The organism is Bradyrhizobium sp. CCBAU 51765 (genome assembly GCF_015291725.1).
GTDB lineage: Bacteria > Pseudomonadota > Alphaproteobacteria > Rhizobiales > Xanthobacteraceae > Bradyrhizobium > Bradyrhizobium liaoningense.
Genome location: NZ_CP030038.1, coordinates 7,461,115 through 7,486,253, shown reverse-complemented (window position 1 = coordinate 7,486,253; position 25,139 = coordinate 7,461,115). Strand labels below are relative to the sequence as shown.

The following is a 25,139-nucleotide window of genomic DNA, read 5'->3' as shown; positions in this document are numbered from 1 at the left end:
GAAGCTATACCAGATCATTGACGATTTGGCGTTGGGCCGGGGGCAAGCCCCGAAGCCGGGCTTTGGCCCGTTTGCGCCGGGATATGGCAAAATCTGTGACAGGACCCACCTGATCCCGTAAGGGTGACCGCCATCGGGACGGGCCCTTAAGGAATACAGCCATGGCAATCGACGACAAAACCAGAACGGAGCTCGAGGCGGCGGCTTTCCGGCGCCTGGTCGACCATTTGAAGACGCGGACGGACGTCCAGAACATCGATCTGATGAATCTGGCGGGCTTCTGCCGCAACTGCCTGTCCAACTGGCTCAAGGACGCCGCGGACGCCCAGGGCGTGCCCTTGAGCAAGGACGAGAGCCGGGAGGCCGTCTACGGCATGCCCTACGAGACCTGGAAGGCGAAGTACCAGGGCACGGCCACGCCCGAGCAGCTCGAGACGATGAAGAAGGTCCATCCCCACGGGCATTGAACGGCCCGACCTCCATCGCCCGAGTCGCACCCGGACAACAGCTTTCTTCGCCTCGGCGCAGGAAGGTGTGGGCGCGCTGTGGACGAGCGCGATGCTTGCTTGAATGCAGCTGGCCCCAACCCTAAGGGTCTACCCAGCACGCGCGGTGAGGGATGCCGGCGTCACCTCGTTTTGCCAGTTCCATTGGGAGTACAAGATGGCCACCTCCGCCGCCGTCCGCGACGACGAGCCCGCGACGAAATTTGCCAAGGACCAGCTCAAGTCCATCATCGAGCGCATCGAGCGGCTGGAGGAAGAGAAGAAGGCGATCTCCGACGACATCCGCGACGTCTATGCCGAAAGCAAGGGTAACGGCTACGACGTCAAGGCGCTGCGCACCATCGTGCGCCTGCGCAAGCAGGACCCCAACGAGCGCGCCGAGGCCGAGACCATTCTCGAGACCTACATGCAGGCGCTGGGGATGATCTGAGGCGCATCTTCGCCGGGGTGTTGCCGCGCAACACGCTTGGGCGGAACCTCTGCGTCTGCTAGAGTGCTCGGTGAAGAGACCGAGCGATGGATGTGCCGGGACCAGAGCGCAGGCTCGCCGCGGTCCTCGCCGCCGACATGGTCGGTTTTAGCCGGCTCATGGAGGTCGACGAGGCCGGCACTCTCGCGCGCCTCAAGACCCATCGGGTCGAACTGATCGATCCAGCCATTGCCAAGAACCGCGGCCGTATCATCAAGACGACCGGCGACGGCATGCTGGCCGAATTCCACAGCGTCGTCGATGCCGTGCTCTGTGCCGCCGAGGTCCAGCGCCGGATGGCGCGACGCAATGCCGACGTCCCGCCGCCACGGTGGATCCAATTCCGCATCGGCATCAATCTGGGCGATGTCATCGTCGATCAGAGCGACATTTTCGGCGATGGCGTCAACGTCGCGGCGCGGCTGGAGGCGCTGGCCGAGCCTGGAGGAATCTGCGTTTCCGGCGCGGTGCGCGATCAGGTCGGCGACCGGCTGGACGGGGTTCAGTTCGATGATCTCGGTGAACAGAGCGTCAAGAACATCGCTCGCCCGATCCGCGTCTTCCGCATTCGGCTGGCCGAGGGGCCGGCAACCCTGCCCGACGGGTCGAACACTGCACTGACGCCACCGGGTGGCTCGAAGAAGCCGTCCATCGCCGTGCTGCCATTCGCCAATATGAGTGGCGATCCGGAGCAGGAGTTCTTCGCGGACGGTCTCACCGAGGACATCATCACCGAGCTTTCACGCTTTCACGACCTGCTTGTCATCTCCCGCAACTCGACGTTCGTCTACAAGGGCAAGGCCGTAAAGGTTCAGGACATCGGCCGTGAGTTCGGAGTTGACTACGTCATCGAGGGCAGCGTGAGAAAGGCCGGGGAGCGCGTCCGCGTCACCGTGCAGCTGATCGATGCAGAGACGGATCGCCATATCTGGGCCGAACGCTACGATCGCGAGCTCCGGGACATCTTCGCCATCCAGGACGAGATGACCCGCGCGATCGTGGCGACTTTGCCCGGCCGGGTAGAAGCCGCAGCGCACGACCGCACCAAGCGCAAGCCGACCGACAACATGCCCGCTTACGAATGTGTGCTGGCTGCGAAGCTCCTGCATCACCGGTCAAACCGCGACGACAACGCCCAGGCGCAGACGCTGCTCAACCGCGCGCTGGCGATGGATCCGAACTATGCCCACGCTCATGCCTGGATGGCATGCGTGCTCGGGCAGTGCTGGATCTATGGCTGGTGCGCCGACCGCGAGGCGACCTTCGAGCAGGTGGCTTCGGAACTCGAGATCGCGCTGGCGCTCGATGACAATGACGCGGACGTGCACCGCATACTCGCCGCACTCAATCTGACGCGTCACGATTACGAGAAGGCCACCTATCATCAGGAGCGCGCGCTCGCCCTCAACCCGAATTACGACCTGGTGGTCGTGCAACAGGGGGAGCTCCTGACCTGGCTGGGCTTGCCGGAGGAAGGCATCGACTGGATCAGGAAAGCGATGCGCCTCAACCCCTATCATCCAGAGCGCTTCTGGAGCCATCTCGGGCGCGCCTATTATTGTGCGGAGAAATACGCCGAAGCCGCCGAAGCCTTCTCGAGGATCTCACGCCCCGATCACACCCATCATGCGTTCCTTGCCGGGATCTTCGCGCAGATGGGCAATGCAGTGGCGGCTGGCGCGCACGCGGCCGAAGTTCTCAAGCGTGAGCCGGCATTTTCGGTGGCCAATCATCTCGCTACCCAGCATTACAAGCATCAGGTCGATCGTCAGCGCTATGAGGCAGGCCTTCTCCGGGCAGGCCTGCCGGCTTGACTTGGCGCGGAGACCGATTGCCTCTCCATCGAGAGTGAAACTGTGACCGAGCCGATATTGCCGCGCGAGGTGAGCCGAGCCTTCGACGCCTTTCCGGCGCCGATGCGCAAGCGGCTCCTTCAGGTGCGCGATCTGATCTTCGCGACCGCCGCGGCGCATGAGAAGATCGGCCGGCTCAGCGAAACCCTGAAATGGGGCGAGCCCGCCTATCTGACCGAAGAGACCGGCAGCGGCTCGACGATCAGGCTCGGCCGCCTGAAGGACTGCGATCACGCCGCTATTCTCTTCAACTGCAAGACGACGCTGATCGACACCTTTCGCGAGCGCTTTCCGGATCAGTTCGAGTATCGGCAGACCAGGGCGTTGCTGCTGCCGGTGACGGGCAAATTGCCGAAGCGGGAGCTCGCCGTCTGCTTGTCGCTGGCGCTGACCTATCATCTGGATCGGCGGGCGAGAAAATAGCGCCGTCGTCCTGGCGAAAGCCAAGAGGTGGGGTCACACTCGAAGTGCAACAGTTGAGCGAAGACTCGTCGTTCGGTATTGCCATCGCACGCTTCACCGAGATCACGCGGTATGGGTCCTGGCATTCGCCAGGACGACACCGGAGATTTTTGAAGCAGCGAATATCCGAAGACGTCAGCGCAGCGCCGCGGTGCGCATGACGAAGGACGTCGTCTCGAGCTTTGCAGTCGCGCTGCCCGAGAAGCTGTCGCAGGACAGGCCCTGCATCGGATCGTCGACAAAACCCATCGTGACGACCGCGCGCGGCTTGACGAAATAGGCACGCAGCGCGACCGTGTCGAGCTCGCCCATCAGCGTCACCGACATCGCGCGGCTGGCGCTCGGCGACAGCATCACGATCTTGAGCCAGATGCTTTCGCCCTTGGCGGCGGAGAGGCGGGTGGCGGTTGCGACCCTGCCGTCGACGCTCTTGCCGACCACCATGTTGATCTCCGTCGCCTGAGCCACGCTGCGGGAGGCCGCAGTCGGGCGGGCGGTGCGCGGGATCGGCGCTGACGCTGCGACGACGTTGGCGCGGTCGACCGGGGAGGCCGCCGGCGCGTAAGCCAGGGCCTGGAAGGCCGCATTGGTCACGCTCGCGGTTGGTTGCGGATCGGTGGCGGCGGCCAGCGCCTGACGCGCCTTCAACGCTGCGACCTGAGCCGGCGTCGCCTGCTGCGGCGCGGCCGGGACGTCATCCCAGAAGCCGCGGGCGTTGATGATGTCGGCCGGTGTCTCCAGCTTGCCCTCGACAGACTTGCCGGTCGCCGGCTTGTCAGCCACGGGCGCGGGCTTCGGCTTCGGCGGCGCAACGATCTGGGCATCGGCCGACGCGAGCTGGAGCGTTGCGGCGATCTGCGGCTTGGCGCGAGGCGTCGGCACCGGCTCGGCGGGCTTGGCGGCGGCTGCGACCACGGTCGGTGCGGACGGCTTCGCGGCCGTTGCGGGCGCGCCCTCGTCGTCCTCGTCGCTGCTCGCGGCGGGAGCCGGCTTGCTCCTGAACAAGGCGGCGAAGAAATTCGGCTTGCTGCCGGAATCGTCGCCGCTGCCGCGCCGCTCGATCTCGGCCCTGGCCAGCTCATAGTTCTTCAGCGGAACGCCGTCGGTCGGCAGATGCACCGTCTTGCCGTCCGGGAAGACGCGGGCGAGCTGGTCATGCGTCATGCGCGGCCAGTGCCGGACGCTGCCGGTGTCCAGATGCACGAAGGGCGAGCCGGAGGTCGGATAGAAACCGACGCCGCCGCGCTGGAGGCGGAGGCCGGCGAAACGGATCTGCTCCAGCGGCACGCCCGGGATGTAGAAGTCCATCGCATGTCCCAGCATGTGCTGGCTGGAGCGCGCCACGCCGGAGGAGCGACGTCGGAGCATGGCGTTGGTGGCGGGGGAGCGGTAGGAGGAGATGATCTGGATCGGCTGCTTGCCGTCGACGTCGCGATAGACTTCCCAGAGGATGTCGAAGAGGCGACGGTCCATGACCGTTTCATCCTGGGTGCGCCAGTCGCGCAGGAAATGGTTGAGCTGCTTCAGCGCGGCCTCGTCATAGCGGCCGTCGCGCTTGAAGGTGACGGTGAGGTCTTCGCCGGAATGGGTGTGGTGGAAGGAGAGCGTCTTGGTCTCGTTCAGCGCCGCGGCGTCGTGGACCGAGCCTGCGGCGGCAAGCAGCAACACGGAGGCGAGGCCGATCCGGGATCCGGCCTTCACCCCCGCATGGGACAACGACAGCACAACGAATTTGCGTGCGAGACCAGTCAGCACGTATGAGCCCACCCAGTCGACGAGCGTTCAAAATGGACTCTCCCGCCAACCCCGTTAGCAGCGCGAAGAGGATGAACGCTTTCTTAAAGCAAGAAGGTTAATTCGAGGTTGACCTTCCCGCCCCCAAACCAAGTCAGAATACAATCCTAAGCGGTTGACTGTGGCCAAAAGAAGCCGCTACCCGGGCCCAGGTTGACGATGGTTAACGTTAAGCGACCCCGTCCCGGGGGACGGAGTCGCTGATATCATTGCGGAATTCTCGGAAATGAGGCGGCGAGCCGGGCTCAGCGGGTAAACACCCGCTGCTGCTGCGGACGGCGGCCCACCGGCGCCGGCGGCGCGGCCTGGGTGGGCGCCCCGAACAGCCGCTCGAAGAAGTTGGGCCCGGACGAACCGAAGCCACCGCCATTGTTGGCCACCGCCACGCCGGAGGGCAACGTCGTCGCCGGGCGCGAATAGTTCGGCTGTGAGTGGGCGACGACGCTCTCCAGGTCCTTGCCGCGGCTATTCTTCAGGATGTTGATCATGGCCGCATCGCGACCGTAGATGTCCTTGCGGAATTGCAGCTTGCCGGCGTCATCCACGAACGCAGTCTGATAGGTGATGTTGACCGGGATCGGGGTCGGGAATTTCAGATCGATCTCGCTCTTGCCGTACATGCTGCGCACGCGCTCCGGCGTGTACTTCTCGTTCGGCATGGTGATGTTGAGCAGCACGGAGGCGTACTGATCCGGATTCTGCACGCGCATGCAGCCATGGCTGAAGGCGCGCTCGTCCCTGGCGAACAATTGCTTGTCCGGCGTGTCGTGCTGATAGACCAGGAACTTGTTCGGGAAGTTGAAGCGAATGCGGCCGAGCGCGTTGGCTTCGCCGGGCGGCTGCGAGATGTGCACCGAGCCGTCGCGGTTCTGCTCGAGCTTGAGGCCCATGCGCTGAAGCACGGTCGGGTCCTGCTGCAGCGCCGGCAGGTATTCGTTGTAGACGATCGACGGCGGCACGTTCCAGGTCGGATTGACCGTGATGTACTTCATCGTCTCGGTCAGCAGCGGGGTGGCGTGCTGGCCGGGCTTGCCGGTGACGACGCGGGTGGTCCAGACCTGCTGGCCGCGCTGCATCACCTTCAGCGTGAAGTCGGGAATGTTGAGGATGACATAGGCATCACCCAGCGAAGGCGCGCCGAGGTCGCGCGGCAGCCAGCGCCAGCGCTCCATGTTCACCACCACCACGTCGATCTGCTTGTCGCGCTTGGGGGTGTTGAGCGCCTTGACCGTCTTGTCGTCGAGGATGCCGGTCGGCTTCATCTCGGCGCCGCTCTGGAATTTGCGCACGGCCTCGGCGACCGCCGCGTCGTAGCGGGTGTCGCGGGCGTTCTCGGCGAGGCCGAGCTTGGCGCGGAGCTGCGGCACGCGCTGATCTTCGACGACGATTTCAGCGTTCTTCTTGCTGGCCGGGGTGTATTTCAGCGCCGGGCCGTCGGCGATCTCGATCACCGGACCGTTGCCCTGGCCGCGCAGCTCGGCGAGCTTGGCCTTCAGCTCCTTGTAGAGCTTGTGCGGCGGGTTGTAGCTGTCGAGCGCTGCGGACGCATCCGTCGCGGTCGTGACCTTGGCGAGCACCTCGTTGGGGTCGACCGGATGCTCGGGATAGAGAATGTCGCCGCTGACCTGCGACCAATGCATGCGGCCGCTCTGGGCATGGCGCGCATAGTCGAACATGCTGGCGGTGAGCTTGAGCTCGGCATCCGCCAGCGCATCGGGCGTCGTGGCGGCGGCGAAATCCGGCAACGGATAGTCCGCGGGATTGAGGCCGTCGGAGGCCGCGTCCTTCAGCCGTGCGATCACGCCCTTCGCCGCAGCGGTCGGGTTGCCGCCTTGCGTCCAGACCGGCGCGAAATCGCGCGCGCCGTAGAACTTCTCGATCGCCGCGCGCTCGTTCTTGCGGTCGAAATAGCGCGAGGTCTTGGCGCCGATGATGTCCTTGAGCTTGTCCGCGACCGGCTGGTCTGCGGCGGGCACGTTGCTCGCGGCCTTCACCGGCTCGGCGGCGGGAGCCGCTGCAGCAGGTGCCGCGGGAGCCGTCGGCGTGGCGGTCGCGGTGTCAGCCTTTGCAGGCTCGGTGTTTGCAGGCTCGGTCTTCGCAGTCTCGCTCTTCGGCGCTTCGGGCGCCGGCGTGGTGGCGACGTCGGACGCCTTGCTCTCGACCTTGTCCGGCGCAGGCGCGACGTCCGCCTTGACGGGCTCCTTCGCGATTTCCTTGGTGGGATCCTGCACCGTGGCGGTGGTGTCGAGCTTGATGTCGGCTGCAGTGGGGGGCGGGACATTTGCCGGCTCGGGGCGCGGGATCGCAGCTTCGATCGCGAGTTCGGCGGCGCTGCTGCGCGCCTGGTCCTGCGCCAGCGCCGAGCTGGCGGACACCGCGAGGAAGGTCGCTGCGACCGTCATCAAGACACGGTCAAAGCCCGCACGGTGGTTCAAACAGTCACGCATTGTGTCGCACCCCTCGCGTGAGCTGTCCCCTCGTGGAACAGCTTCGTTATCGCCTATTGATGAGCTTCGGCTAAACTGCGCCGGCCTCTCGAAAGTTGCACGCCTGCACGCAACGATTCCTACGCAGACGATATACAGGCCCCGATTCTGCGGCCAGCGCTACCCGGGACAACTCACGACAAACTGACTTCAAGGGAGCCTCTTGGCAACGGATTGTGCGCTTCTGCCACGCGGTTTTCCGTCTGTCTGTCACTTCCGGGTCACGGTTCAAATCACAGTCGAATTCTGTCGTCATGCGAACAGCTTACCGCCGTCGCGAAACGTCGTGCGAACCTCCGTTCGCACCCGGCTCAGTGCGTCTCCTCACCGCTTTTGCCGCCATGTCCGGGAACCCCGGCCTCGTCGAGTTTGCGGTAGAGCGTCGACCGGCCGATCTTGAGGCGGCGAGCCACCTCAGACATCTGGCCGCGATAATGCGAGATCGCGAAGCGGATGATCTCGTTCTCCATGTCCTCCAGCGCGCGGACATCGCCGGTCGCGGTGAGCATGGCGAGAGTTCCCACGGCGGGGAGTGGCGCGATCGGTATTTCGTTACCTGACACCACCGAAGGCATCGCCGCCGGCTCGAGCATCAACGGTGCGGTCGGAATATCCGTGACGGGATGCGGCTGCGAGGCGAGCATGGGAAAATCGCCAATGTCGAGCTGGTCGCCGTCGCTCATCACCACGGCGCGGTAGACCGCGTTTTCGAGCTGGCGGATGTTGCCGGGCCAGTCGAGCTGGGCCAGGTGCGCGACCGCCTCGCCGCTGATGCCGGTGATCGGGCGGTTCTCCTCGGCGGCAAAGCGCGCCAGGAAATGCCTGAGCAGATGCGGGATGTCCTCGCGCCGGGCGCGCAGCGAGGGAATCGTCAGCGGCAGCACGTGCAGGCGATAGAACAGGTCTTCCCGGAAATGTCCCTGTTTCACCCGCTCCAGCAGCTTGCGATTGGTTGCCGAGATGATGCGGACGTCGACCTTGACCGGCTTGCGGCCGCCGACGGCCTCCACGGCACCTTCCTGCAGTGCGCGCAGCAGCTTCACCTGGGCGGTCAGCGGCAGCTCGCTGACCTCGTCCAGAAACAGCGTGCCGCCATGAGCCTCGACAAACTTGCCCATGTGCCGCTCGGTGGCGCCGGTGAAGGCGCCCTTCTCGTGGCCGAACAGGATGGACTCGACGAGGTTGTCGGGAATCGCACCGCAATTGACCGCGACGAACGGCTTGGCCTTGCGCTCGCCGCTGCCATGGATGGCGCGCGCGAACATCTCCTTGCCGACGCCGGATTCGCCCTCGATCAGCACGGGGATCGCGGAGTTGGCCGCCTTCTGGGCGGCGCGCATCACGCCCGTCATCGCTTCGGAGCGGGTGATGATGTCGGAGAACGTGAGCCGTCCTTCGCGGCTGTGACGGATGCGCTGCAATTCGCCCTTGAGCGCGGACGTGTTGAGCGCGTTGCGCAAGGAGACCTGGAGCCGCTCCACGCCGACCGGCTTGACGACGAAATCGGCCGCGCCCGCGCGCATCGCCGAGATCACGTTGTCGATGCCGCCATGGGCGGTCTGCACGATGACGGGGATGCTCAGGCCGGCTTCGCGGATCTTCGCAAGTACGCCCATGCCGTCGAGGCCGGGCATCACGAGATCGAGGATGACGGCGTCGATGGCCGGCGCGTCGGGGGCGGTGAGGGTGGCAATTGCGGCGTCCCCGGAGTCCACGACGACCGTCTCATAGCCGCATTTCTGCACCATGTTCTCGACCAGCCGGCGGGCTACAGCGTCGTCGTCGGCGATCAAAATACTGGCAGCCATGGTGTTCCCCGCACGCTACTACTATCTGTCTCGAATCGGGGCACTCTGGCCGAAGCCGATTAACGCATGCTTAAGCCTTGATGCCCCCGCCCGCCGTCGCGATTGTTGAACACAGGTTTTCCACACAATGACTTCGCGCTCCAAGACCGCTCTCACAAAATCGGCACTCCGCAAGCCAGCCACCAAGAAATCCGCCGCCAAGAAAAAATCCTCCGAGCCTTCGTCCGCCAAACCTTCGCTTGCAAAGGCTGCAAGCAAGACCGGCAAGCTTCCGGAGTGGAACCTCGCCGATCTCTATTCCGGGATCGACGCGCCGGAAGTGGCGCGCGATCTCGAAAAGCTGGATATCGACTGCGTCGCCTTCGAGACGGACTACAAGGGCAAGCTGGCAACAGGGACAGCAAACGAAGATGGCGGAAAATGGCTCGCTGAAGCCGTGCGACGCTATGAGGCGATCGACGATCTCGCCGGCCGTCTCGGCTCCTATGCCGGTCTCGTCCATGCCGGCGACAGCGTTGACCCCGCGATTTCAAAGTTTTACGGCGACGTCTCCGAGCGCCTGACGGCGGCGTCGACGCATCTTCTGTTCTTCGCGCTCGAGCTCAATCGGATCGATGACGATATTTTGAACCGCGCGATGCAGGCCACCGAGCTCGCCTACTACCGTCCGTGGATCGAAGACCTGCGCAAGGAGAAGCCGTATCAGCTCGACGACAAGCTCGAGCAGCTCTTCCTGGAGAAGGCGCAGACCGGCTATTCCGCCTTCAACCGGCTGTTCGACCAGACCATCTCCGGCCTGCGCTTCAAGGTCGGATCCAAGGAGCTCGCGATCGAGCCGACGCTCAATCTGCTGCAGGACCGCGACGGCGCCAAGCGCAAGAGCGCGGCGGAAGCGCTGGCGAAGACCTTCAAGGCCAATGAGCGCACCTTTGCGCTGATCACCAACACGCTGGCCAAGGACAAGGACATCTCCGACCGCTGGCGCGGCTTCAAGGACGTCGCGGATTCCCGCCATCTCAACAACCGGGTCGAGCGCGAGGTGGTGGATGCGCTGGTCGCCTCGGTGCGCGCGGCCTATCCGAAGCTGTCGCATCGCTATTATGCGCTGAAGGCGAAATGGTTCGGCAAGAAGCGGCTGGCTTATTGGGACCGCAACGCGCCGCTGCCGTTTGCGGCGACCGACGTGATCGGCTGGCCCGATGCGCGGAACATGGTGCTGACGGCCTATCGCGGCTTCTCGCCCAAGATGGCCGACATCGCCGAGCGTTTCTTCACCGACCGCTGGATCGACGCCCCGGTGCGTCCGGGCAAGGCGCCGGGCGCCTTCTCGCATCCGACCACGCCGTCGGCGCATCCCTACGTGCTCATGAACTACCAGGGCAAGCCGCGCGACGTGATGACGCTCGCGCATGAGCTCGGTCACGGTGTGCACCAGGTGCTGGCGGCCAAGAACGGCGCGCTGATGGCGCCGACGCCGCTGACGCTGGCGGAGACCGCGAGCGTGTTCGGCGAGATGCTCACGTTCAAGCGGCTCCTTGCCCAGACCAAAAATGCAAAACAGCGCCAGGCGCTGCTCGCCGGCAAGGTCGAAGACATGATCAACACCGTGGTGCGGCAGATCGCGTTCTATTCCTTCGAGCGCGCGGTCCACACCGAGCGCAAGAATGGCGAGCTCACCGCGACGCGGCTCGGCGAGATCTGGCTGTCGGTGCAGGGCGAGAGCTTAGGGCCCGCGATCGAGATCAAGGCGGGCTACGAGAACTACTGGATGTACATCCCGCATTTCATCCATTCGCCGTTCTACGTCTACGCCTATGCCTTCGGCGACTGCCTCGTGAACTCGCTCTACGCCGTCTACGAGAATGCGGCCGAAGGCTTTGCCGAGCGCTATCTCGACATGCTCGCCGCCGGCGGCACCAAGCACTATTCCGAGCTGCTGCGGCCGTTCGGGCTGGATGCCAAGGATCCGAAGTTCTGGGACGGCGGGCTCAGCGTCATCGCCGGGATGATCGACGAGCTGGAGACGATGGGCTGAGGCAGGGGCCGTAAAACATTTGTTGAACGATCGCACGGGGTCATGTTATACAAGTGTATAACGAGGTGCGGCCATGAAGATCGAGATCAAGAAGATCGGTAATTCGGACGGATTGTTGCTGCCGCGCGAACTGATGCAGCGGCTCGATCTCAAGCGCGGGCAGCAATTGCATATCGTCGAATTGCCCGGCGGTGGTTTCCAGGCGCTGCCCTACGATCCGGATTTCGAGCGGACGATGGAAATCGCCGACGAGATCATGGACAAGTATCGTGATACGCTCGCTGCGCTCGCGAAATAGCTGCCTGATCGGATGAGCGAGCCTCAAGAGCCGCTGTGGATCAGCTATGAGCAGGCTGTTGCAATTCACAGCCGCCAGCTTCGCCGTTTTGGCGGTGCGCCGGGGCTACGCGATGACGGCATGCTGCGATCGGCGCTGGAGCGGCCGGTCAACAAATGGCGCTACGAGCAGGCTCCGCTGGATGAACTCGCCGCAGCCTACGCGTTTGGTCTCGCGAAGAACCATGCATTCGTCGATGGAAACAAGCGCATTGCCTTCATGGCGATGATGATCTTCCTGCACAAGAACGGCACCGCCTTCAGTCCCGATCCTGCGGAGGCGACGGCGATCATCCTCTCACTTGCTGCCGGCGAAGTCAGCGAGGAGAGCCTCGCGCGCTGGATCCGCGACAATTGGAATTCCAAATGACCCGATTTGCGGGAAAACCCCGCCTCGGTGCCGTTGCCCTGTTCAAATCTTTAAGGTATCCCAGCCCGAGAATTCGACTTTCGACTGGGGACATCCATGGCTGACCATAGTGAAGTGGCGTACACCACCGCCGACGGCAACGACTATGTTGCCCACGAGCAGACCTATGAGGGCTTCATCAAACTGGTGAAGTACGGCACGGCCTCGGTCGCGCTCATCGTGATCCTGATGGCGATCTTCCTCACCTGACCCATCGACTGCCGCACCGCCAGCGTCGTCGGTGCCCATAAAATTTGCATTCAAGCCGGTCCCAAAACCGGTATCCAACGTTGCGGGAGTAACGCTAAGTTCGCGTGCGCGCTTTTTCCCGCGTCGCCGGAGGCCTCATGAAGATTGCCGTTGCCAAGGAAATCGATCCGTCGGAGCCGCGCGTCGCCGCTTCGCCTGACACGGTGAAGAAGTTCAAGGCGCTGGGCGCCGAGGTTGCCGTCGAGCCGGGCGCCGGTATCAAGTCGGGCCTGCCGGATTCCGAATTCACCGCGGCTGGCGCCACCGTCAGTGCCGACGCACTCAAGGACGCGGACATCATCATCAAGGTGAAGCGCCCCGAGGCGTCCGAGCTCGCGCAGTACAAGCGCGGCGCGCTCGTCATCGCGATCATGGATCCCTACGGCAACGACGCGGCGCTCAAGACGATGGCCGATGCCGGCATCTCCGCATTCGCCATGGAGCTGATGCCGCGCATCACCCGCGCGCAGGTGATGGACGTGCTGTCCTCGCAGGCGAATCTCGCCGGCTACCGCGCCGTGATCGAGGGCGCCGAGGCCTTCGGCCGCGCCTTCCCGATGATGATGACGGCCGCCGGCACCGTGCCTGCGGCCAAGGTGTTCGTGATGGGCGTCGGCGTCGCCGGCCTGCAGGCGATCGCGACCGCGCGCCGTCTCGGCGCCGTCGTCACGGCCACGGACGTGCGTCCCGCCACCAAGGAGCAGGTCGAATCGCTCGGCGCGAAATTCCTGGCGGTCGAGGACGAGGAGTTCAAGAACGCACAGACCGCCGGCGGCTACGCCAAGGAAATGTCCAGGGAGTACCAGGCCAAGCAGGCCGCGCTCACCGCCGAGCATATCAAGAAGCAGGACATCGTGATCACGACTGCGCTGATTCCGGGCCGGCCGGCGCCCAAGCTCGTCAGCGCCGACATGGTCAGGTCGATGAAGCCGGGTTCGGTGCTGGTCGATCTCGCCGTCGAGCGCGGCGGCAATGTCGAGGGTGCGAGGCCGGGCGAGGTCGTCGACCTCGATGGCATCAAGATCGTCGGCTACACCAACGTCGCCGGCCGCGTCGCGGCTTCGGCTTCCAGCCTCTATGCCCGCAATCTGTTCTCCTTCATCGAGACCATGGTCGACAAGAAAGAGAAGAAGCTCGCCGTCAACTGGGACGACGAGCTGGTCAAGGCCACTGCGCTGACGAAAGACGGCGCCGTGATCCACCCGAACTTCCAGCCCAAATCATCTTAAATCGGGTTTAAGGAGAGCCGCCATGGAGCATGCAGCACAGCTCGTCGACCCCTTCATCTTCCAGCTGTCGATCTTCGTCCTCGCCGTCTTCGTCGGCTATTTCGTCGTCTGGTCGGTGACGCCGGCGCTGCATACGCCGCTGATGAGCGTCACCAACGCGATCTCCTCGGTGATCGTGGTCGGCGCGCTGCTCGCGGTGGGTGTCGGCATGATTTCGAGCGGCTCGGGCTGGGCGCGCGGCTTCGGCTTCGTCGCGCTCGTCTTCGCCTGCGTGAACATTTTCGGCGGCTTCCTTGTCACCCAGCGCATGCTGGCGATGTACAAGAAGAAGTCGAAGTGAGCGGCCACCTCGGGCTGAAGGGATCAATGGGGACCTGAGATGAGCGCCAATCTCTCTGCATTCTTGTATCTCGTGGCGGGGGTGCTGTTCATCCTGTCGCTGCGCGGGCTGTCGAGCCCGGCAACCTCGCGCCAGGGCAATCTGTTCGGCATGATCGGCATGGCGATCGCGGTCGCCACCACGCTCGCGAGCCATCCGCCGGCCGACGGCGTGGCGTGGATCCTCGTCATCCTCGCGGTCGCGATCGGCGGCGGCGTCGGCGCGGTGATCGCCCGCCGCGTGCCGATGACCTCGATGCCGGAACTGGTCGCCGCCTTCCACTCGCTGGTCGGCATGGCCGCGGTGCTGGTTGCGGCCGGCGCGTTCTACGCGCCGGAGGCCTTCGGCATCGGGACGCCCGGCAACATCCATCCGCAGAGCCTGGTCGAGATGTCGCTCGGCGTCGCCATCGGTGCGCTGACCTTCACCGGCTCGGTGATCGCGTTCCTGAAGCTGTCGGCGCGCATGAGCGGTGCGCCGATCATCCTGCCGTTCCGCCACATCATCAACATCGCGCTGGCCCTGGCCCTGGTGTTCTTCATCGTCGGCCTGGTGCTGTCAGGCAGCGCGTTCGACTTCTGGATGATCGTCATCCTCGCGCTGGCGCTCGGCGTGCTCATGATCATCCCGATCGGCGGCGCCGACATGCCGGTCGTGATCTCGATGCTGAACTCCTACTCCGGCTGGGCCGCGGCCGGCATCGGATTCACGCTCGGCAATTCCGCGCTGATCATCACCGGCGCGCTGGTCGGCTCCTCCGGCGCGATCCTGTCCTACATCATGTGCCACGCGATGAACCGGTCCTTCATCTCGGTCATCCTCGGCGGCTTCGGCGGCGAGACCGCCGCGGCCGGTGGCGCAACCGGCGAACAGAAGCCGGCCAAGCTCGGCTCGGCGGACGATGCAGCCTTCATCATGAAGAACGCCTCCAAGGTCATCATCGTGCCCGGTTACGGCATGGCGGTGGCGCAGGCCCAGCACGCGCTGCGCGAAATGGCCGACATGCTGAAGAAGGAAGGCGTCGAGGTGAAATACGCCATTCATCCGGTGGCCGGCCGCATGCCCGGCCACATGAACGTGCTGCTCGCGGAGGCCAACGTGCCCTATGACGAGGTGTTCGAACTCGAGGACATCAACTCCGAATTCGCGCAGGCCGACATCGCCTTCGTGATCGGCGCCAACGACGTCACCAACCCCGCGGCCGAAGAGGACAAGTCCTCGCCGATCTACGGCATGCCGGTGCTCCAGGTCTGGAAGGCCGGCACAGTGATGTTCATCAAGCGCTCGCTCGCCTCGGGTTACGCGGGCATCGACAATCCGCTGTTCTATCGCGACAACACCATGATGCTGCTCGGCGACGCCAAGAAGGTCACCGAGAACATCGTCAAGGCGATGTAGCGCGAGGCGCGCCGACCGTGGCCATCAACAAGCAATGGCACCGGTCCCATCCCATGCCCCCAAAGCGACGCGCGAGCAGCGCGTCGTCTGGCACGCCGCTCACAAGCAGGCGTGCGGCTGCCGCGATGTTCCGGCGAGCCTTCGGCCCGATGTCATGAAATTGCTGCGGAGCCGTCGCAAGCCGTAAGTCTCAATCGAGAGGCGGGCCGCGCAATGATGACCATCGTCAAGTGGATCGCCATTGCGCTGGTGACCGTCTATTGCGCCGGTCTCCTCGTGCTGTATGTCCGGCAGCGCGAGATGCTGTTTCCGATCCCGCCCGTCGGCCGCACCGCACCCGATGCTGCCGGCCTTCCCGAGGCGGAAGAGCACGTGCTGACCACGTCGGACGGCGAGAGAATCGTCGTCTGGCACGTGCCGGCCAGGCCAGGTCATTCCGTGATTCTGTACTTCCCCGGCAATGGCGATTTTCTCGCCGGCTGCGTCAGCCGTTTTAAGGCGATGACCGCCGACGGCACCGGCCTCGTTGCCCTGTCGTATCGTGGCTATGCCGGCTCGAGCGGGGCACCGAGCGAACGGGGCCTGCTGCGCGACGCCGCAGCCGCCTACGCTTTCACCACTGCGCGCTATGGAGCGGAACGTATCGTCGTCTGGGGCTTTTCGCTCGGGACGGGCGTGGCAGTTGCGCTCGCATCCGAACACCCCATCGGCAGGCTGATCCTGGAGGCGCCCTATACCTCGACGGTCGACATCGCCGCACTGGCATTCCGGTTCATGCCGGTGCGCCTCCTGATGCGCGACCAGTTTCGTTCCGACGAACGGATCGCGCGCGTCACGGTGCCGCTGTTGGTGATGCATGGCACCAATGACCTTGTCATTTCGATCATGTTCGGAGAGCGTCTGTTCGCGCTCGCGCGCGAACCGAAGCAGTTCGTTCGCTTTGCGGGTGGCGGACACGACAATCTCGACGCCCTCGGTGCGGTCGAAAAGGCAAGGCAATTCATTGGACCCTAAACGGCTCGTCACGCGGCTCTGGAGCCAGGCCCTCGCCGCCATCCTGACATTGTTGCCGCATCAGGCGTGGGCCGCGACCGGGCTCGACGGCGCGGCGATGCGCTGGCCCTATGCGCTGCCCTTTGCCGGCCTGTTGCTGTCGATCGCACTGGGCCCGCTGCTGTTCGCAAAGTTCTGGCATCACCATTACGGCAAGATCGCCGCGGCCTGGTCGCTGCTGGCGCTCGCCTCGCTCGTCATCTTTGCCGGCGGCATGGCGACGCTGGCGGCGCTCGTTCACGCCGTGCTGGTCGAATATCTCGGCTTCATCGTGCTGTTGTTCTCGCTCTATGTCGTGGCCGGCGGCGTCCTCATCACCGGGGACATCAAGGCGACGCCGGCGACCAATGCCGGCATCCTCGCGCTTGGCACGTTGGGGGCGAGCGTCGTCGGCACCACGGGTGCCGCGATGATCCTGATCCGCCCCTTGATCCGTGCCAACCGGCCGCGGCGCCACAACACCCATGTCGTCATCTTCTTCATCATCCTGGTGGCCAATGTCGGCGGCGCGCTGAGCCCGCTCGGCGATCCCCCGCTCTTCGTCGGCTTCCTGCACGGCGTCGACTTCTTCTGGACCACGCGGGCCCTCTGGTTGCAGACCGCGATCGTGGCCGGACTGCTGCTCGCGATTTTCGTCGCCGTCGACGTCTGGCATTTCCGGAGCGAGCCGCTCGGGGACACCGGCCCGGCGCAGCCGGTCCGCATCCGCGGCCTCGTCAATCTGGTACTGATCGCGGCCATCGTCGCGAGCTTGCTGGCCTCGGCGATGTGGAAGCCCGGCGTAGTCTTCGACATTCTCGGCACCAAGCTGGACCTCGAGGACGTCGTCCGCAATCTGGCGCTGCTGGCCATTGCGGCGCTGTCGGTGTGGCTGACGCCCGACGAGCACAGGCAGGCCAACGGCTTCACCTGGGAGCCCATCCGCGAGGTCGCAAAGCTGTTCGCCGGCATCTTCGTCGCCATCATTCCGGTCATTGCCATGCTCAATGCCGGCCATCACGGTGCGTTCGCATGGCTGCTGTCCGCCGTGACGGGGCCGGACGGGGCGCCGCGCGAGGTCGCCTATTTCTGGTTCACCGGCCTGATGTCCGCGTTCCTCGACAATGCTCCGACCTATCTGTTGTTCTTCGAGCTCGCCGGCGGCGACCCGCAGGTCCTGATGCACGAGCTCTCGGGTACGCTTGCCTCGATCTCGATGGGGGCCGTCTACATGGGAGCGCTCACCTATATCGGCAACGCGCCGAACTTCATGGTGAGCAGCATTGCCAGCGAGAGCGGCGTCAAAATGCCGAGCTTCTTCGGCTATTTCTTGCGCGCCGGCGCCGTGCTGATCCCGCTGTTCCTGCTGCTGACGCTGCTGCCGGTGGCGCCGATCCTGCACTGGCATTGAATCTCGCGCCTGATTTGCTACTGCTCATTCAAGCAAATGGAAGTGGTGGATGAGCGCGCATAGTCCGATGCCCCGGTCAGCCTGGATCTTCCCGGGGCTGGCCGTGCTGTTGTTCGCAGCCGTCAGCGCGACGGACTATGTGTTCACGCTGTCGCTCGGCGGGCTCGTCTTCGCCGTCGTCCTCCTGGTCATCCTGTTCGGCACCGTGTTTGCCGCGGTTCATCATGCCGAAGTGATCGCGGAACGGGTCGGCGAACCCTATGGCACGCTGGTGCTGACGCTTTCGGTCACCATCATCGAGGTCGCGCTGATCACCACGATCATGCTGGGCGACAAGCCTGCCCCGGCCCTGGCCCGCGACACCGTGTTCGCCGTGGTCATGATCGTCTGCAACGGCCTCGTCGGCCTCTGCATCTTCATCGGCGGCCTGCGTTATCGCGAACAGGGCTTCCAGCTCTCAGGGGCCAACGTCTATCTCAGCGTGCTGTTCGCGCTCGCAACCATCACGCTGATCCTGCCGAACTACACCACGACCACGCCGGGGCCGGTCTATTCGACGGTTCAGCTCGGCTTCGTCGACGTGGTCACGCTCGCGCTTTATGCGGTGTTTCTCTACACCCAGACCGTCCTGCACAAGGATTACTTCGTTCATGAACGGGCCGAGGGCGAGGCCGGGGAGGCGCACCTGTCCGCCGGGGCGCTCGCGCTCACCGTGGCACTGCTCCTGGTCTCGCTTCTGGCGGTCGTGCTGCTGGCCAAGAAATTCTCGCTGGTGGTCGACGCAGTCGGCGCCAGGATCGGCGCGCCATCTGCCTTCGCCGGCCTTCTGGTCGCGCTGCTGATCCTGATGCCCGAGGGCGTGGCGGCGATCGCAGCGGCCCGCAGGAACGACCTCCAGAAGAGCATCAATCTCGCGCTCGGCTCGTCGCTGGCGACCATCGGTCTGACGATCCCTGCCGTCGGTGTCGCCACCTATGCGCTCGACAAGGAACTCGAACTCGGCCTCAACGCCCAGGGCAGCGTCCTTTTGCTGCTGACCTTCTTCCTGAGCATGCTGACCTTCGGCACGGGCCGGACCAATGTCCTGTTCGGACTGGTCCATATGGTGGTATTTGCCGTCTACGTGTTTATGGTTTTCGTGCCCTGAAGCGCTAAAGGAGAGTTTCGATGCTTGCCGCCAAGTCCGAGGTCCAGGTCGACAACGAGCAGGTCCGGGTGACCGAATGGCGGCTCGCCCCGGGTAGCGCCACCGGGCATCACACCCATGGGATGGACTACGTGATTGTTCCGGTCGTTGCCGGCGAGATGACCATCGTGGCGCCCGGTGGCGAACGGTCCAAGGCGCAGCTCGCCGCCGGAAAATCCTACTTCCGCAAGGCCGGCGTCCAACACGACGTGCTTAACGAAACCTCAACTGAGATCGTGTTCCTTGAGATCGAGCTGAAGCCATAGATCCGGCGTTACCCTTTGCCATTGATCCGTCGCAGTTGATCCCTCACAATGCCCTAAAGTTCCCGCATCAGATCGCGCGGGGAGTGGCCGAGAAATGCTGAAATACCTCGCTAAAATCTCGATGGATATTTTCCCCTCGGTGCTCGCGACGATCATCGGGGCGTACATCGTTAATCATTACATCAACGCCAAGCCGGCGGCCGATGTCCCCGCGGCCGTTGTTGCGCCCGCCGACGCCGGCCAGAACGGCAAGCCTGCTGATGTCGCCAACCTCCCTGCGCCCGGCGTCAAGGCCAAGGGCATCGCCGAGAAGAGCGTGACCGACAAGGCGGCCGACCATCAGCCGGTCACCGAGCCCAAGGGGTCTGAGAAGGCCGCCGAGAAGGCTCCGGATGTGGCGCCGGCCGAGAGCCCGCGCGCCAAGCCGTCCGCCCGTGAAAAGGCGGTCGCCAAGTCTACGCCGGCCGTGACCGCGCCTGCGCCGGTGGTCGAGGCCAATTCGGCGCCAGCTGCTGCCGCTCCGGCCGCAACCCCCGATGCCAACGATCTCGTACGTGCCGCGATCGAGCGCCTGCGCAAGTCGCCTGAGGGCAGGTCCGCTGAGGCCAGATCTTCCGAAACCAAGCCCGCCGAGCTCAAGTCGTCCGAGGCCAAGCCAACCGAGAGGTCGGCGGAGCCCGCGGTCCGGGAAGCCGCCCGCACGCCGGAGGCGCCGCGGGTCATTGGCATGGAGCCGTCCACGGTCCGTCCGCTGCCGCCGCCGATCACGGTCTCGACGCCCTCATCTGAGGCCTATGGGAATGGCGGCTCCAATCCGCCCTACACGGCCTCGGTCGGCAGCGACGATCCGAATCGGGTGACGCCGCCGGCCGACATTCCCGTGCCGGTCATAGCGCCCCCGCTCGACCTGCGTGCCGATGTTGGTGCCTCCATGCCGCGACCGAGGAAGACCAATGTCGCCGACGAGATGCTGTCGGGCATGAAGTCGATGTTCAACTCCGTTCTGCCGAAGAGCGCCACGCCCGATTAAGACCGGCCCGCGCTGCGCCAGACCGTCAGCCGCCGACGCGGGCGAGGCCGCTGCGGGCGGCGTCATCGCGTGGACGAAGCGCGACGGCCCTGGTGTAGGACGCGGCCGCCTTCGCCCTGTCCCCCAGCCGCTCATAGGCCTGTCCGCGCGCAGTCCAGACCTGGGCATTGTGCGGATCGGCCTCGGAGGCTTCATCGAGATCGGCCGCGGCCTCCTTGAGCTTGCCGATCGCGAGATAGCTGGTGGCACGGCCGAGCAGAGGCTCGACCTTTTGCGGGTTGAGCCCGCTCGCGGCGCTGAAATCGGCGATCGCGAAGTTGTGCTGGTTATTGCCCTGGTAGATCAGGGCGCGGCCATAGAGTGCCTGCGCATTGTAGGGATCGAGCCCGACGGCGCGATTGAACTCGTCGAGCGCTGCCGCGGTCTCCCCTGACTTCACCAGGGACTGGGCCTTTGCGGTGTGGGCCTGAGCTTCGGTGACGTTGCCGGCGCTCACCGCGCTCTCGGCAGGCGCCTCCGCCTTGGGCGTCTCCTGGGGTTTGTCCTTCTCCGGCATCAGCGATCCCAGATCGAAGGAGCAGCCGCATAGCGCGATCCCCATCAAACCCAACGCGAGCGGCTGCTGCCAGATCCGGCGTCGCCGCGGCAAGCTGCGCTGATGAGGGAAAGGGGAAGCCATCTACGGTTCGCTCGCGCTAGAGCAGGAGCCGGCAAAGTGTGCCGCGGTTTTCTCTCGCGACAAACACGGAACGCGTTCGCGCGGAGATCGTGCTCAAACAACTACCTAAAGTGCGATGACCATTCATCCAATCTTATCGCGCTTTAACGCCGCATCGGCAGTGTCCCGTCCAGCGAAAGCACCGCTCACAAACAATAACGCGGGCCAAGGGCCCGCGTTATCAAAAACCGAGATCTTAAAGGTTCGGCAAATCAGCGCGGTCCGCGCGGACCTGCACCGGGGCCGCCACGACCGCCGCGATCACCGCCCGGGCCTGCGCCGAACACCGGCTTCGGCTTCATCGGCAGCAGGCCTTCGCGCTGCAGCTTCTTGCGGGCCAGCTTGCGCGCACGGCGCACGGCTTCGGCCTTTTCGCGGGCCTTCTTTTCGGAGGGCTTCTCGTAGTGACCGCGGAGCTTCATCTCGCGGAAAATGCCCTCGCGCTGCATCTTCTTCTTCAGCGCCTTGAGAGCTTGATCGACGTTGTTATCGCGAACGAGAACCTGCACGCGGCATCCTCTTCAGTGGATCGGATTTGAATTCTGGTAAGTCAAAGGGGATGGCAAAAAGCCGGGCGCCCTTGGCCTTGAGCGCGCGGATGTATCAGACAAAACCTTGGATGTCCACCGGCCAGGCGGGTTTTCGGGCCAAGTTCGGCCATTAAATGCGGCGAAAATACCTCCGAACGGTCGCAATTTGGGTGGTTTGGTGCCAGAAGGCGGGCCGTTTCCGGAAGTTGATCCGGAGCTGAAATCAGGGGAGATGCCACATGGACATGAAGAAATACACCGCCGAAGCTATCGGTACTTTTTGGCTCACATTCGCCGGTTGTGGCAGCGCGGTGATCGCGGCCGGTTTCCCGCAGGTTGGCATCGGCCTGGTCGGTGTCTCTCTCGCATTCGGCTTGAGCGTCGTCACCATGGCCTATGCGATCGGGCATATCTCCGGCTGCCATCTCAATCCGGCCGTGACGGTCGGCCTTGCCGCTGGCGGCCGCTTTCCGGCCGGCCAGATCCTGCCCTACGTGATCGCCCAGGTGGTGGGCGCGGTCGTTGCCGCGTGGCTCCTCTATGTCATCGCGAGCGGGGCGCCCGGATTCGACGTCAGCAAGGGCTTTGCCTCCAACGGCTATGATGCGCATTCGCCTGGCCAGTACAGCATGATGGTGTGCTTCCTCACCGAGGTGGTGATGACCATGATGTTCCTGTTCATCATCATGGGTGCCACCCATGGCCGCGCGCCGGCGGGCTTCGCGCCGCTCGCGATCGGCCTCGCGCTGGTGATGATCCATCTCGTCAGCATTCCCGTCACCAACACCTCGGTGAACCCGGCGCGCAGCACGGGCCCGGCACTGTTCGTCGGCGGCTGGGCGCTGTCGCAACTCTGGCTGTTCTGGGTTGCACCGCTGATCGGCGGCGCGCTGGGCGGGGTGATCTATCGCTGGCTCAGCGAGGAGCCCGCCGGCGTCGTTGCGGGCGTGAAGACGGCGTGATCGCAAGGGGATCGCGGCCAAAGCATGATCCGGAAAAGTGCGTAGCGGTTTTCCGAAAAGATCATGCTTAAACAAAAACCCAAAGCGCGATGACGATTCATCCTCATCGCATCGCGCTTTGGCTGCTGCGGTCCCCTCATTTGCCCCTTGGCGGCCGGACTTCGGTGACATGGCCCATCTTGCGGCCGGGGCGCGGTGCGCCCTTGCCATAGATGTGCACGGTCGCGCCCGGCACGCTCAGCCACCTTTCGTAGTCGTTGATCTCGTCGCCGATCAGGTTGGTCATGGTGACGACTTCGCCGTGGCGCACGGGCTTGCCGAGCGGCCAGCCGGCGATGGCGCGGATGTGCTGCTCGAACTGCGAGACCGAGGCGCCATCGAGCGTCCAGTGCCCGGAATTGTGCACGCGCGGAGCGATCTCGTTGACCAGCACCTTCGGTCCGGTGCCATTGGCGAGCGCGAACATCTCGACGGCGAGCACGCCGACATAGTCGAGCGCGCCTGCGATCTTTCCGGCGATGCTGCGCGCTTCCTCGGCGAGCGCATCCGGAATCGGCGCGGGCGCGCGCGATATCTTCAGGATGTGGTCGCGGTGCTCGTTCTCGGTGACGTCGAAACACTCGACCTCGCCTGCGGCCGAGCGCGCGGCGATCACGGAAATCTCGCGCTCGAACGGCACGAAGGCCTCCAGGATCGCCGATTTGGTGGCGAGGCTGGTCCACACCTTCGCGATGTCGTCGCCGTCGCGGATCATGACCTGGCCCTTGCCGTCATAACCGAAGCGACGGGTTTTCAGCACGGCCGGAAGGCCGATCCTGGCGATCGCCTCGCGCAGGGAGGAAACGGAGGTGACGTCGGCATAGGCTGCGGTGCCGATGCCGAGCCGCGTGACGAAATCCTTCTCGGCAAGACGGTCCTGGGTGGTCTCGAGGATCTTGCGGTTGGGCAGCACGGGCCGGCGCGCATCCAGCACCATCGCGGCTGCCGCGGGCACGTTCTCGAATTCATAGGTGATGACGTCGACGTCGTTCGCGAACAGCTCGAGCGCTTCGACATCGGCATATTCGGCGCAGGTCGCGTTCAGCACGACGTCGAAGGCCGGCGAGTCCGGATCGGGCGAGAACACCTGGCAGCGCAGGCCAAGCCGGGCCGCAGCCATGGCCAGCATCCGACCCAATTGTCCACCGCCGAGGATTCCGATGGTGTCACCGGGCTTCAGCTTCACATGCCTGGTCTCGGTCACGCCTTGTCCTCCGGGCGCTCGGCGACCGCCTCAGTTTGTGCCTTGCGCCAGGCGGCGAGGCGATCGGACAGGGCCGGGTCGGACAATGCCAGCACGGCGGCCGCCAGCAGCGCGGCGTTGATCGCACCGGCCTTGCCGATGGCGAGGGTGCCGACCGGGACACCCGCCGGCATCTGGACGATCGAATAGAGCGAATCGACGCCCTTGAGCGTCTTGGATTCGACGGGAACGCCGAATACCGGGAGTTCCGTCAGTGCCGCCGCCATGCCGGGCAGATGTGCAGCCCCACCGGCGCCCGCGATAATGACCTGGTAACCGGCAGCCTTGGCGCCCTTGGCGAAAGCAAACAGCCGGTCGGGCGTGCGATGTGCCGAGACGACGCGGCTGTCGGCGGCAATGCCGAGCGCGTCAAGCGTGTCGGCAGCATGCCGCATCGTGTCCCAGTCCGACTGGCTTCCCATGATGATGGCGATCGGCGCGGTCATGACGTTAATTGTGCCCGGAAAAACAGAAAGATAGGCCAGATTTACGGTTCCGGCCGGCGGCTCGCAAGGCGGTGGCAAGGAGAAGGGAATCCACTATCCTGTCTTGGTGAATCCCCGCAAGCCTTCATTGAGCAGGATGCCCATGAAGAAACCGAGAAGGGCGAGCGCTGCGAAGGCCAAAAAGGGCCGGAAAACCAGCGCCGGCCGATCCGCCCCCAAACGGCTGACCAAGCGTTCGGCGAAGCCGCCCCGGCGCGCCGCCTCGGGCAATGATGGGGCTATTGAAAACGTCAGGGCGACAATCCGGGGCCTGCGAGCCAAGCTCAAGGAGGCGCAGCTCCGAGTTGCGGAACTGGAAGCTACGGCCGACACCGATTTCCTGCTCGAGATTCCCAACCGGCGCGGCTTCGAGCGCGAGCTTGCGCGCGCCATCGCCTATATGAAGCGCTACCGCGCCAGCGGGGCACTGATCGTGCTCGACGTCGATCGGCTCAAGCCGATCAACGATTCGTTCGGTCATGCCGCCGGCGACGAAGTGCTCAAGGCGATCGTCGCCACGCTGACGCGACAGGTCCGTGCCTCCGACGTGGTCGGCCGGCTCGGGGGCGACGAGTTCGCCCTCCTGCTTTGGAATCTCAGCGGGACCGACGCCAAGGCGAAGGCCGCGGCCTTCGAGCAGGCGATCGACGAATTGTCCTTCGTTTTTCGCGGCCAGCACGTGACCGCGGGCGCTTCCGCCGGCGTCGCGCTGCTGGGGGCGCAGTCCGACGCCGGCCGCGCCCTGGAGGAGGCGGACGCCGCCATGTACGTGCGCAAGGCATGTCGGCGGCACGAGCCGCAGATCGGGCTGGTCAGCAGCTGAA

General features: G+C 64.7%; 25 protein-coding genes. 18 read left to right on the top strand and 7 right to left on the bottom strand.

The genetic code is table 11. The features are described 5' to 3' along the window. The first annotated feature begins 161 nt into the window (after positions 1–161). The 4 genes from XH96_RS34685 to XH96_RS34670 all read left to right on the top strand — a co-directional run bounded on the left by XH96_RS34685 (position 162) and on the right by XH96_RS34670 (position 3,251). Positions 162–467, top strand: a complete 306-nt coding sequence (locus tag XH96_RS34685) for a DUF1244 domain-containing protein (RefSeq protein ID WP_194389820.1) — start codon at positions 162–164, stop codon at positions 465–467. A 196-nt stretch (positions 468–663) separates the two neighbouring features. After that, entirely contained in the window at positions 664–936 is a 273-nt protein-coding gene (locus XH96_RS34680; protein WP_008546273.1) for a DUF2312 domain-containing protein, read from the top strand. Positions 937–1,022: 86 nt separating this feature from the next. Then, a complete protein-coding gene (locus XH96_RS34675; RefSeq protein WP_194389819.1) occupies positions 1,023–2,789 on the top strand; it encodes an adenylate/guanylate cyclase domain-containing protein in 1,767 nt (588 codons plus the stop codon). A gap of 42 nt (positions 2,790–2,831) precedes the next feature. Then, complete coding sequence (locus tag XH96_RS34670) at positions 2,832–3,251, top strand: DUF1801 domain-containing protein (protein WP_194389818.1); 420 nt, start codon at positions 2,832–2,834, stop codon at positions 3,249–3,251. Between the two features lie 174 nt (positions 3,252–3,425). Here the strand turns inward: XH96_RS34670 and XH96_RS34665 are convergent, their stop codons facing one another. The 3 genes from XH96_RS34665 to XH96_RS34655 all read right to left on the bottom strand — a co-directional run bounded on the left by XH96_RS34665 (position 3,426) and on the right by XH96_RS34655 (position 9,378). After that, positions 3,426–5,045 (bottom strand): DUF882 domain-containing protein, encoded by a 1,620-nt coding sequence (locus XH96_RS34665; protein WP_246789879.1) that lies wholly within the window; start codon positions 5,043–5,045, stop codon positions 3,426–3,428. Between the two features lie 284 nt (positions 5,046–5,329). Continuing rightward, positions 5,330–7,531 (bottom strand): murein L,D-transpeptidase, encoded by a 2,202-nt coding sequence (locus XH96_RS34660; RefSeq protein ID WP_194389816.1) that lies wholly within the window; start codon positions 7,529–7,531, stop codon positions 5,330–5,332. 350 nt (positions 7,532–7,881) lie between these two features. After that, entirely contained in the window at positions 7,882–9,378 is a 1,497-nt protein-coding gene (locus tag XH96_RS34655) for a sigma-54 dependent transcriptional regulator (RefSeq protein WP_194389815.1), read from the bottom strand. Positions 9,379–9,505: 127 nt separating this feature from the next. Between XH96_RS34655 and XH96_RS34650 the strand changes: the two genes are divergently transcribed. From XH96_RS34650 to XH96_RS34595, 12 genes are all read left to right on the top strand, one after another. Beyond that, entirely contained in the window at positions 9,506–11,413 is a 1,908-nt protein-coding gene (locus tag XH96_RS34650; RefSeq protein ID WP_194389814.1) for a M3 family oligoendopeptidase, read from the top strand. A gap of 73 nt (positions 11,414–11,486) precedes the next feature. After that, entirely contained in the window at positions 11,487–11,711 is a 225-nt protein-coding gene (locus XH96_RS34645) for a hypothetical protein (RefSeq protein WP_061850860.1), read from the top strand. A gap of 12 nt (positions 11,712–11,723) precedes the next feature. Next, a complete protein-coding gene (locus tag XH96_RS34640) occupies positions 11,724–12,119 on the top strand; it encodes a type II toxin-antitoxin system death-on-curing family toxin (RefSeq protein WP_194389813.1) in 396 nt (131 codons plus the stop codon). 96 nt (positions 12,120–12,215) lie between these two features. Then, positions 12,216–12,368 carry an aa3-type cytochrome c oxidase subunit IV gene (locus tag XH96_RS34635; protein ID WP_008136857.1) on the top strand — a complete coding sequence of 51 codons (153 nt, stop codon included), beginning with the start codon at positions 12,216–12,218 and terminating at the stop codon, positions 12,366–12,368. A gap of 137 nt (positions 12,369–12,505) precedes the next feature. After that, positions 12,506–13,636: a Re/Si-specific NAD(P)(+) transhydrogenase subunit alpha gene (locus XH96_RS34630; RefSeq protein ID WP_194389812.1), complete on the top strand. Its 1,131-nt coding sequence runs from the start codon at positions 12,506–12,508 to the stop codon at positions 13,634–13,636. Between the two features lie 22 nt (positions 13,637–13,658). Further along, the gene (locus XH96_RS34625; protein WP_028180801.1) at positions 13,659–13,976 is read left to right on the top strand and encodes a proton-translocating transhydrogenase family protein; all 318 of its coding nucleotides are present in this window, start codon (positions 13,659–13,661) and stop codon (positions 13,974–13,976) included. A gap of 39 nt (positions 13,977–14,015) precedes the next feature. Further along, complete coding sequence (locus XH96_RS34620; RefSeq protein WP_194389811.1) at positions 14,016–15,413, top strand: NAD(P)(+) transhydrogenase (Re/Si-specific) subunit beta; 1,398 nt, start codon at positions 14,016–14,018, stop codon at positions 15,411–15,413. Positions 15,414–15,629: 216 nt separating this feature from the next. After that, entirely contained in the window at positions 15,630–16,427 is a 798-nt protein-coding gene (locus XH96_RS34615) for an alpha/beta hydrolase (RefSeq protein ID WP_194394381.1), read from the top strand. Continuing rightward, entirely contained in the window at positions 16,417–17,856 is a 1,440-nt protein-coding gene (locus tag XH96_RS34610; RefSeq protein ID WP_194389810.1) for a sodium:proton antiporter, read from the top strand. Before XH96_RS34615 ends, XH96_RS34610 begins: the two co-directional genes overlap by 11 nt. Positions 17,857–17,905: 49 nt before the next feature. Continuing rightward, positions 17,906–19,003 (top strand): calcium:proton antiporter, encoded by a 1,098-nt coding sequence (locus tag XH96_RS34605; protein ID WP_194389809.1) that lies wholly within the window; start codon positions 17,906–17,908, stop codon positions 19,001–19,003. Between the two features lie 20 nt (positions 19,004–19,023). After that, complete coding sequence (locus XH96_RS34600; protein ID WP_014492439.1) at positions 19,024–19,308, top strand: cupin domain-containing protein; 285 nt, start codon at positions 19,024–19,026, stop codon at positions 19,306–19,308. 94 nt (positions 19,309–19,402) lie between these two features. After that, on the top strand, positions 19,403–20,338 hold the full coding sequence (locus XH96_RS34595) for a hypothetical protein (protein ID WP_194389808.1): 936 nt from the start codon (positions 19,403–19,405) through the stop codon (positions 20,336–20,338). Between the two features lie 25 nt (positions 20,339–20,363). On the opposite strand, the gene XH96_RS34590 is transcribed toward XH96_RS34595, so the two are convergent. Together XH96_RS34590 and rpsU are read right to left on the bottom strand one after the other, a co-directional pair. Further along, positions 20,364–21,017: a tetratricopeptide repeat protein gene (locus XH96_RS34590; RefSeq protein ID WP_194389807.1), complete on the bottom strand. Its 654-nt coding sequence runs from the start codon at positions 21,015–21,017 to the stop codon at positions 20,364–20,366. A 251-nt stretch (positions 21,018–21,268) separates the two neighbouring features. Beyond that, positions 21,269–21,565: a 30S ribosomal protein S21 gene (gene rpsU / locus XH96_RS34585; RefSeq protein WP_008546194.1), complete on the bottom strand. Its 297-nt coding sequence runs from the start codon at positions 21,563–21,565 to the stop codon at positions 21,269–21,271. A gap of 260 nt (positions 21,566–21,825) precedes the next feature. Here rpsU and aqpZ point away from each other — a divergent pair, with 260 nt between their 5' ends. Then, entirely contained in the window at positions 21,826–22,548 is a 723-nt protein-coding gene (gene aqpZ / locus XH96_RS34580) for an aquaporin Z (RefSeq protein ID WP_194389806.1), read from the top strand. Positions 22,549–22,684: 136 nt separating this feature from the next. Here aqpZ and XH96_RS34575 read toward each other — a convergent pair whose 3' ends face one another. Together XH96_RS34575 and purE are read right to left on the bottom strand one after the other, a co-directional pair. Next, on the bottom strand, positions 22,685–23,791 hold the full coding sequence (locus XH96_RS34575) for a 5-(carboxyamino)imidazole ribonucleotide synthase (RefSeq protein ID WP_194389805.1): 1,107 nt from the start codon (positions 23,789–23,791) through the stop codon (positions 22,685–22,687). Continuing rightward, on the bottom strand, positions 23,788–24,276 hold the full coding sequence (purE, locus tag XH96_RS34570) for a 5-(carboxyamino)imidazole ribonucleotide mutase (protein ID WP_028181612.1): 489 nt from the start codon (positions 24,274–24,276) through the stop codon (positions 23,788–23,790). The genes XH96_RS34575 and purE overlap by 4 nt, the downstream gene beginning before the upstream one ends. Before the next feature lie 142 nt (positions 24,277–24,418). Between purE and XH96_RS34565 the strand changes: the two genes are divergently transcribed. Further along, entirely contained in the window at positions 24,419–25,138 is a 720-nt protein-coding gene (locus XH96_RS34565; RefSeq protein ID WP_194389804.1) for a GGDEF domain-containing protein, read from the top strand. Position 25,139: the final 1 nt, after the last annotated feature.

What these genes read in the sequence shown, in the direction of transcription:
- XH96_RS34655 (WP_194389815.1), bottom strand. Translation starts at nt 9,378, where the DNA reads ATGGCTGCCAGTATTTTGATCGCCGACGACGACGCTGTAGCCCGCCGG.
- aqpZ (WP_194389806.1), top strand. Translation starts at nt 21,826, where the DNA reads ATGGACATGAAGAAATACACCGCCGAAGCTATCGGTACTTTTTGGCTC.
- XH96_RS34620 (WP_194389811.1), top strand. Translation starts at nt 14,016, where the DNA reads ATGAGCGCCAATCTCTCTGCATTCTTGTATCTCGTGGCGGGGGTGCTG.
- XH96_RS34600 (WP_014492439.1), top strand. Translation starts at nt 19,024, where the DNA reads ATGCTTGCCGCCAAGTCCGAGGTCCAGGTCGACAACGAGCAGGTCCGG.
- XH96_RS34605 (WP_194389809.1), top strand. Translation starts at nt 17,906, where the DNA reads ATGAGCGCGCATAGTCCGATGCCCCGGTCAGCCTGGATCTTCCCGGGG.
- XH96_RS34680 (WP_008546273.1), top strand. Translation starts at nt 664, where the DNA reads ATGGCCACCTCCGCCGCCGTCCGCGACGACGAGCCCGCGACGAAATTT.
- XH96_RS34660 (WP_194389816.1), bottom strand. Translation starts at nt 7,531, where the DNA reads ATGCGTGACTGTTTGAACCACCGTGCGGGCTTTGACCGTGTCTTGATG.
- XH96_RS34675 (WP_194389819.1), top strand. Translation starts at nt 1,023, where the DNA reads ATGGATGTGCCGGGACCAGAGCGCAGGCTCGCCGCGGTCCTCGCCGCC.
- XH96_RS34615 (WP_194394381.1), top strand. Translation starts at nt 15,630, where the DNA reads ATGACCATCGTCAAGTGGATCGCCATTGCGCTGGTGACCGTCTATTGC.
- XH96_RS34565 (WP_194389804.1), top strand. Translation starts at nt 24,419, where the DNA reads ATGAAGAAACCGAGAAGGGCGAGCGCTGCGAAGGCCAAAAAGGGCCGG.
- XH96_RS34590 (WP_194389807.1), bottom strand. Translation starts at nt 21,017, where the DNA reads ATGGCTTCCCCTTTCCCTCATCAGCGCAGCTTGCCGCGGCGACGCCGG.
- XH96_RS34630 (WP_194389812.1), top strand. Translation starts at nt 12,506, where the DNA reads ATGAAGATTGCCGTTGCCAAGGAAATCGATCCGTCGGAGCCGCGCGTC.
- XH96_RS34595 (WP_194389808.1), top strand. Translation starts at nt 19,403, where the DNA reads ATGCTGAAATACCTCGCTAAAATCTCGATGGATATTTTCCCCTCGGTG.
- XH96_RS34650 (WP_194389814.1), top strand. Translation starts at nt 9,506, where the DNA reads ATGACTTCGCGCTCCAAGACCGCTCTCACAAAATCGGCACTCCGCAAG.
- XH96_RS34645 (WP_061850860.1), top strand. Translation starts at nt 11,487, where the DNA reads ATGAAGATCGAGATCAAGAAGATCGGTAATTCGGACGGATTGTTGCTG.
- purE (WP_028181612.1), bottom strand. Translation starts at nt 24,276, where the DNA reads ATGACCGCGCCGATCGCCATCATCATGGGAAGCCAGTCGGACTGGGAC.
- XH96_RS34685 (WP_194389820.1), top strand. Translation starts at nt 162, where the DNA reads ATGGCAATCGACGACAAAACCAGAACGGAGCTCGAGGCGGCGGCTTTC.
- XH96_RS34635 (WP_008136857.1), top strand. Translation starts at nt 12,216, where the DNA reads ATGGCTGACCATAGTGAAGTGGCGTACACCACCGCCGACGGCAACGAC.
- XH96_RS34625 (WP_028180801.1), top strand. Translation starts at nt 13,659, where the DNA reads ATGGAGCATGCAGCACAGCTCGTCGACCCCTTCATCTTCCAGCTGTCG.
- XH96_RS34640 (WP_194389813.1), top strand. Translation starts at nt 11,724, where the DNA reads ATGAGCGAGCCTCAAGAGCCGCTGTGGATCAGCTATGAGCAGGCTGTT.